Below are 7077 nucleotides of genomic sequence, written 5' to 3' on the forward strand. Positions count from 1 at the left end.
GCTTAGCTCCTTAGTTCCGCTATTTCGTCGGCGCTCAGATAGCGGATCGGACGATCGCCGAGGATAAAGATAAGCTTCGCGGTCTCCTCCAGCTCCTCGGCATTGTTGGCCGCTTCCTGCAGGCTTTCGCCGCAGACTACCGGGCCGTGATTGGCCAGTAAAAAGGCCTGATGCTGACCGGCCAGCGCCGCCAGATCGCAGGCAATACGTTCATCACCCGGGCGGTAGTAAGGGATCAGCGGAATATCTCCCATCCGCATCACCACATAGGGGGTAAACGGACGAATAACGCTTTGTGGATCCAGCCCTTGCAGGCAGGAGAGGGCCGTCGACCACGCGCTGTGCAGATGCACCACGGCCCGGCAGCGCGGATTGTTGCGATACAGCGCCAGATGAAAACGTACCTCCTTCGACGGCTTGTCGCCGCTCAGCCACTCGCCCTCAGCGCTCACCTTTGACAGCCTTCCTGCATCGAGATTGCCCAGGCTGGAGCCGGTCGGGGTCGCCAGCAGATTACCGTCGGGCAGTAGCAGAGAAAGATTACCCGCCGAGCCGGTGGCGTAACCGCGCTGAAAGAAGGAGTGGGCGATGCGGACCATCTCTTCACGAAGCCGGGCTTCCTGTTGGCTCATACCGGGAACTCCTGTTGGGCGCGGGAGAAGAAGGCTTCATCGCCAAAATTACCGGACTTCAGCGCCAGCGAAACGGGCTGATTCAGCGCTTTCACCCACGGCACGCCCGGCGAGATGGTTGGGCCGATATGGAAGCCTGTGATCCCCAGTTGCTGGCAGACCACCCCGGCGGTCTCACCTCCGGCCACGATAAAGCGGCGGAATTCGCCTTCGGCCAGCTTCACGGCGAGGCTGGCGAACAGCGCTTCAACGGCCTCGCTGGCGCGGGCTGCGCCAAACTGCGCCTGGATTTCTTTCAGAGCCTGCGCCGAAGCCGTGGCGTAGATAATCGGTGCCAGCTCGCTGGTTTGCGCCAGCGCCCACGCCGCCAGTTCACTGGCGTAGGCTTCACGATCTTTGAGGCAGAGTGCCACCTCCACGGCTTGCGCCGGGGCCAGCTGCGCATAGTGCCCAACCTGACGATTGGTCATCTCCGAGCACGAGCCGGAAAGCACGACTGCACGCCCTGGCTGCGGATAGCCGCTGGCGGCGCTGTCAGCACTCGCTCCGGCGCGCGCCCACTGACGGGCGAGGCCAATCGCCAGCCCGGAACCACCGGTCACCAGCGTCAGATCGCGCAGCGCTTCACCCTGGATCTCCAGATGGCGCTCGTTCAGTGCATCCAGCACTGCCCAGGAATATCCTTCGTCCTGCAAGCGCTGGAGCGCTGCCCGGGTGGCTGCTGCGCCCTGATCCAGCGTCTGCGCGCTGACGACCCCACAGCGCCCTGTGGCCTGGCCTTCCACCAGCCGGGGCAGGTAGCTGTCGCTCATCGGGTTAAGCGGGTGATGGCGCATTCCTGACTCTGCCAGCAGCTGATCCATCACGAACAGATAACCCTGATAAACCGTGCGACCGTTAACCGGCAGCGCCGGGGAGAAGACGGTAAAGGGGGTGTCGAGCGCGGTCATCAGGGCGCGGGTCACCGGGCCGATATTCCCCTGCGCGGTGCTGTCGAAGGTGGAGCAATACTTGAAGTAGATCTGCCGACACCCTTGCTCCTGGAGCCAGCTCAGCGCCGAAAGCGATAGCGCAATAGCGTCGGGGGCCGGGCAGGAGCGGGTTTTCAGCCCGATAACCACCGCTTCGCAGGCGGCGGGCGCATCCTCCACGGGTACGCCGTTCATCTGCACGGTTGGCAGGCCATTAGCCACCAAAAAGCTGGCGATATCCGTCGCCCCGGTCAGATCGTCTGCAATCACGCCGATTTTCATCATCCCTTCTCCTGTGGTGTCGCTTCGGGCAACCTGATGCCGGAAAAAATTTTGATCACCGCGCTGTCGTCCTGCTGGCCAAACCCGGCGTTGCTGGCGCTGGTGAACATATTGAGAGCAGTGGTGGCAAGCGGCAGCGGGAAGTTGAGCGCTCGGGCGCTGTCTGCCACCAGACCCAGATCCTTAACGAAGATGTCGACCGCCGAACGCGGGGTGTAATCGCCCTCGACGACGTGGCGCATCCGGTTTTCAAACATCCACGAATTGCCTGCCGCGTGGGTGACCACCTCATACATCAGCTCCAGCGGGATGTTTGCCCGGGCTGCCAGCGCCATCGCTTCGGCGGCGGCCGCAATATGGACGCCTGCCAGCAACTGGTGGATGATTTTTACCGTTGACCCCATGCCAGGTTCATCGCCAATGCGGTAAACGCTTGTGGCGATGGCTTCCAGCACCGGTTTCAGCCGGGTGAAAGCCTGTTCGCTGCCGGAGGTCATCACCGTCAGCTCACCGCTGGCGGCTTTGGCGGCACCGCCGGAAATCGGGGCGTCGAGCATAGCGATCCCGAGAGCCGCAAGCTGGCTGGCTATCTCGCGGGCATCCGTGGCGCTGAGCGTGGAGGAGACCATCACTGTACATCCCGCCTTCAGCCGCTGCGCAACGCCCTTCTCGCCAAACAGCACCCGTTTGACCTGCTGACCATTCACCACCAGCACGACCAGTGCATCAAGGCGAGCGGCTATCTCAGCCGCATCCGTCGCGACGCCCTGCGCGCCTTCCTGACGCAGTGCCTCACAGGCCGCAGGGTTAAGGTCAACGCCCCAGGTTGCCAGCCCGGCACGAATGCAGGAACGGGCAACACCCATGCCCATTGAGCCCAGCCCGACCACGCCGACATGAGATTCAGGTTCCATCTTCGCTCCGTGTTAAATTAAGTTATAATTTGTTCTATGTTGTGAATGTAAGCGATGAGCAGGTCGATGAAAGTGCGGGGTGTCACAAATTATCACAAATCATGTGATTTTTTGTGAAGCTGGTCGTGAAGGGGGTCGACAAACTGATATGATAGACGCCAGAACTGGCGGCAGAGAAAGGAGTGCAGGGTGATCCCGGTAGAGCGCAGACAAACAATTCTGGATATGGTGGCGGAGAAGGGCGTTATCAGCATCGCTGAGCTGACGGGAAGAATGCAGGTGTCGCACATGACCATCCGCAGGGATTTGCAGAAGCTGGAGGAGCAGGGGGCTGTGATGCTGGTCTCCGGCGGCGTGCAGTCCTCTTCGCGAGTGGCACAGGAGCCTTCTCACCAGATGAAAACCGCGCTGGCGGCCGCGCAGAAAGTGGCCATCGGCAAACTGGCGGCAAGCCAGGTGGCGGCGGAGAGCTGTATCTACCTTGACGCTGGCACGACGACGCTTGCGATCGCCCGTGAGCTGACGGCGATTGAAAAACTGACGGTGGTCACCAACGATTTTGTGATTGCCGATTTCCTTCTTGATAACAGTGACTGCACGATCATTCACACCGGTGGCGCCGTCTGCCGTGAAAACCGCTCCTGCGTCGGCGAAGCGGCGGCGGCGATGATCCGCAACCTGATGATCGACCAGGCCTTCATTTCAGCCTCTTCGTGGAATCTGAACGGCATCTCCACCCCGGCCGAGAACAAAGTGGCGGTCAAGCGAGCGGTGACTGCGGCCAGCCGCCGTCGCGTGCTGGTTTGCGATGCGAGTAAATACGGCAAAGTGGCGACCTGGCTTGCGCTGCCGCTGGGGGAGTTTGAACAGGTGATTAGCGACGAGGGATTACCGGAAAGCGCTGTGAAGGCGCTGCAGAAGCTGGATATTTCACTGCTGCTGGCAAAACTCTAGCCTTCGGGAAAACGGCCCGGCGCACAGCACGCCGGGCGGGCGCTTACACCAGGCTTTTCAGCCGATAGATCCACTCCAGCGCCTGACGCGGTGTGAGGGAATCCGGATCCAGATTTTCCAGCGCTTCCAGCGCCGGGGAGGTCTCTTCTGGGGCGGCAAGCAACGACATCTGCGTGCCGTCGACCTGAGTCGCTGCCGCATTCGGTGACAGGCTTTCCAGCTCGCGCAGTTTCTGACGCGCACGCTTGATAACCTCTTTCGGCACGCCAGCCAATGCGGCGACCGCCAGACCATAGCTTTTGCTTGCCGCGCCGTCCTGCACGCTGTGCATGAAGGCAATAGTATCGCCGTGCTCCAGCGCATCAAGATGCACATTCGCCACACCTTCCATTTTCTCCGGCAGCTGGGTCAGCTCGAAGTAGTGGGTGGCGAACAGCGTTAGCGCTTTGATGCGGTTAGCAAGCCCTTCTGCGCAGGCCCAGGCCAGCGACAGGCCGTCGTAGGTGGAGGTGCCGCGCCCGATCTCATCCATCAACACCAGGCTCTGCTCGGTGGCGTTATGCAGGATGTTGGCGGTCTCCGTCATCTCCACCATGAAGGTTGAACGGCCGCTGGCAAGATCGTCGGCTGCGCCAACGCGGGTGAAGATCCGGTCGATAGGGCCAATTTCCACTTTTTGCGCCGGAACATAGCTACCGATATAGGCCAGCAGCGCAATCAGCGCGGTCTGGCGCATATAGGTACTTTTACCGCCCATGTTCGGCCCGGTGATAATCAGCATTCTGCGCTGCGGTGACAGGTTCAGCGGGTTGGCAATAAACGGCTCATTCAGGACCTGTTCGACTACCGGATGGCGGCCCTCAGTAATACGAATACCGGGCTTATCGCTGAACTGCGGGCAGGTGTAGTTCAGGGTGCAGGCACGCTCTGCAAGGTTCACCAGAACGTCGAGTTCTGCCAGCGCGGTGGCACTCTGCTGAAGCTCGGCCAGATGGGGTAACAGCATGTCAAACAGCTGGTCATAAAGCTGTTTTTCCAGCGCCAGCGCCTTGCCTTTAGAAGTCAGAACTTTGTCTTCGTACTCTTTCAGCTCAGGGATGATGTAGCGCTCGGCATTTTTGAGCGTCTGGCGGCGGACGTAATGGATTGGCGCCATGTGGCTCTGACCACGGCTGATCTGGATGTAGTAGCCGTGAACGGCGTTATAGCCCACTTTCAGCGTGTCCAGACCAAGACGTTCGCGTTCACGAATTTCCAGCCTGTCGAGGTAGTCGGTTGCGCCATCTGCCAGCGCGCGCCACTCATCCAGTTCTTCGTGGTAACCCGGGGCGATAACACCACCGTCTCGCACTAACACCGGCGGTGATTCAATGATTGAGCGCTCGAGCAATTCGCGAAGCTCGCTGAACTCACCCATGGTTTCGCGCAGTTTCTGCACAGCCGGACTGTTAACGTCCGCCAGCTGTTGGCGCAGCTCCGGCAGCTGCTGGAAAGCATGACGCATGCGGGCGAGATCGCGCGGACGGGCGGTACGCAATGCAAGGCGTGCCAGAATACGTTCCAGATCGCCAACCTGACGCAGCACAGGCTGCAACTCGTCGCATCTGTCCTGTAAAGCGCCGATTGTTTGCTGGCGCTCGGTCAGAATCGCGGTATCGCGGACTGGCATATGCAGCCAGCGTTTAAGCATGCGGCTGCCCATCGGCGTGACGGTGCGGTCAAGCACTGCCGCCAGCGTGTTATCAATGCCCCCGGCCAGATTCTGGGTGATCTCCAGATTACGGCGCGTCGCGGCATCCATGATGATGCTGTCCTGCTGACGTTCCATGGTGATGGAGCGAATATGCGGCAGGGACGTGCGCTGCGTATCTTTGACGTACTGAAGCAAGCAGCCCGCAGCACACAGGCCGCGCGGTGCGTTTTCTACGCCAAAACCAATCAGGTCGCGAGTGCCAAACTGCAGGTTAAGCTGCTGGCGCGCGGTATCAATTTCAAATTCCCACAACGGACGGCGGCGCAGGCCGCGACGCCCTTCAATCAGCGCCGTTTCGGCGAAGTCTTCGGCATACAGCAATTCTGCCGGATTGGTTCGCTGCAGCTCGGCCGCCATGGTTTCGCGATCGGCGGGTTCGCTCAGGCGAAAACGGCCGGAGCTGATATCCAGCGTGGCATAGCCGTAGCCTTTGCTGTCCTGCCAGATGGCGGCCAGCAGGTTGTCCTGGCGTTCCTGAAGCAGGGCTTCGTCGCTGATGGTGCCCGGCGTAACAATACGCACAACTTTGCGCTCAACCGGGCCTTTGCTGGTTGCCGGGTCGCCAACCTGTTCGCAAATGGCCGCGGACTCGCCGAGATTGACCAGCTTCGCCAGATAGTTTTCGACAGCGTGATGCGGCACGCCCGCCATCGGGATGGGTTCGCCTGCGGAGGCACCACGCTTGGTCAGCGAGATATCGAGCAGCTGCGAGGCCCGTTTGGCATCGTCATAAAACAGCTCGTAGAAATCACCCATACGGTAAAACAGCAGGATCTCCGGATGCTGGGCTTTCAGCTTCAGGTACTGCTGCATCATGGGCGTATGGGCGTCGAAATTTTCAAGTGTGGCCATGGAGTTATGATGTCCATTTCGTTGAAAAACAATAATATTCAGGTGTTTTTTATACCGATCGTTGGCGTCATTGTCGCATGAACGACAACGATCACGCAGCAAAAACTGCGCTTGCTGGCGAGCCAAAATCTCAACGAAAAGTGACGCTCCGCTACCGTTAACTCCCGGCGTCACCTCCTTGCTGTTTTGCCTGCAGGATCAGCAAACCTTGCTGTATCGATACGCTGACGACAGCGCCCGTTGGAAAGCCTGCTTCTTCCAGCCAGTTGCCGGTTAGCACCAGGCTTGGATGGCGGCTGTAATGCCGTGTGCGCCGTGTTTTGGGATCCTGGTGGCGTTTTCTGACATAGCTCACGGTCAGTTGACGAGCCATTCTGGAAATCTCACGGGGTAGTGTCTGGTTTTGAATCATTGTTCGCCCCTCCTTGTTGGTCTGAGCAGAGTAGCAATTCGCTGTATAGAAATTCAGTGTCTGTACCTGGGGAGTGTTCCGGATTGCGGGCTGGATTCCAGGAATTCGCCGCGATATGCAACGTTTCAGGAAAAAGTGGGGGCGGTAGATAAAAAAACCTCTCATGACGAGTAATGCCAGTCAGTTAAGCAACTGACTGGCTCTTTTTCGGGGCTGTGGGGTATTTCCAGGGCCTCTCCTTTACCACTCTCGGGAAGGCCCTTTCCCTTCTTGTCGGTAATTTCACTAGTTGTCCCATACTTGCAAG

Annotated in this window: 7 protein-coding genes; 1 reads left to right on the forward strand and 6 read right to left on the reverse strand. The window is 59.5% G+C overall.

Annotated features, from left to right (window positions below):
* Positions 1-2: 2 nt before the first annotated feature.
* Genes otnC through ltnD form a run of 3 tightly spaced genes read right to left on the reverse strand, consistent with a single transcriptional unit; the run spans position 3 to position 2799 of the window.
* A complete protein-coding gene (gene otnC / locus ACRCWW_RS02745; RefSeq protein WP_438681026.1) occupies positions 3-632 on the reverse strand; it encodes a 3-oxo-tetronate 4-phosphate decarboxylase in 630 nt (209 codons plus the stop codon).
* Entirely contained in the window at positions 629-1888 is a 1260-nt protein-coding gene (gene otnK / locus ACRCWW_RS02750) for a 3-oxo-tetronate kinase (RefSeq protein ID WP_438681027.1), read from the reverse strand. Before otnK ends, otnC begins: the two co-directional genes overlap by 4 nt.
* Positions 1885-2799, reverse strand: a complete 915-nt coding sequence (gene ltnD / locus ACRCWW_RS02755; RefSeq protein WP_438681028.1) for an L-threonate dehydrogenase — start codon at positions 2797-2799, stop codon at positions 1885-1887. Before ltnD ends, otnK begins: the two co-directional genes overlap by 4 nt.
* Before the next feature lie 189 nt (positions 2800-2988).
* Here ltnD and ygbI point away from each other — a divergent pair, with 189 nt between their 5' ends.
* A complete protein-coding gene (gene ygbI / locus ACRCWW_RS02760; RefSeq protein WP_438681029.1) occupies positions 2989-3753 on the forward strand; it encodes a DNA-binding transcriptional repressor YgbI in 765 nt (254 codons plus the stop codon).
* A 43-nt stretch (positions 3754-3796) separates the two neighbouring features.
* Here ygbI and mutS read toward each other — a convergent pair whose 3' ends face one another.
* From mutS to ACRCWW_RS02775, 3 genes are all read right to left on the reverse strand, one after another.
* Positions 3797-6358, reverse strand: coding sequence for a DNA mismatch repair protein MutS (gene mutS / locus ACRCWW_RS02765; protein ID WP_438681030.1), 2562 nt, complete (start codon positions 6356-6358; stop codon positions 3797-3799).
* 157 nt (positions 6359-6515) lie between these two features.
* Entirely contained in the window at positions 6516-6770 is a 255-nt protein-coding gene (locus tag ACRCWW_RS02770; protein ID WP_438681031.1) for a SymE family type I addiction module toxin, read from the reverse strand.
* A 184-nt stretch (positions 6771-6954) separates the two neighbouring features.
* Positions 6955-7077 (reverse strand): hypothetical protein (locus ACRCWW_RS02775; protein ID WP_241013015.1); only part of this gene is annotated, 123 nt, incomplete at its 5' end.

It is taken from the genome of Scandinavium sp. (genome assembly GCF_051650185.1).
Classification (GTDB): domain Bacteria; phylum Pseudomonadota; class Gammaproteobacteria; order Enterobacterales; family Enterobacteriaceae; genus Scandinavium.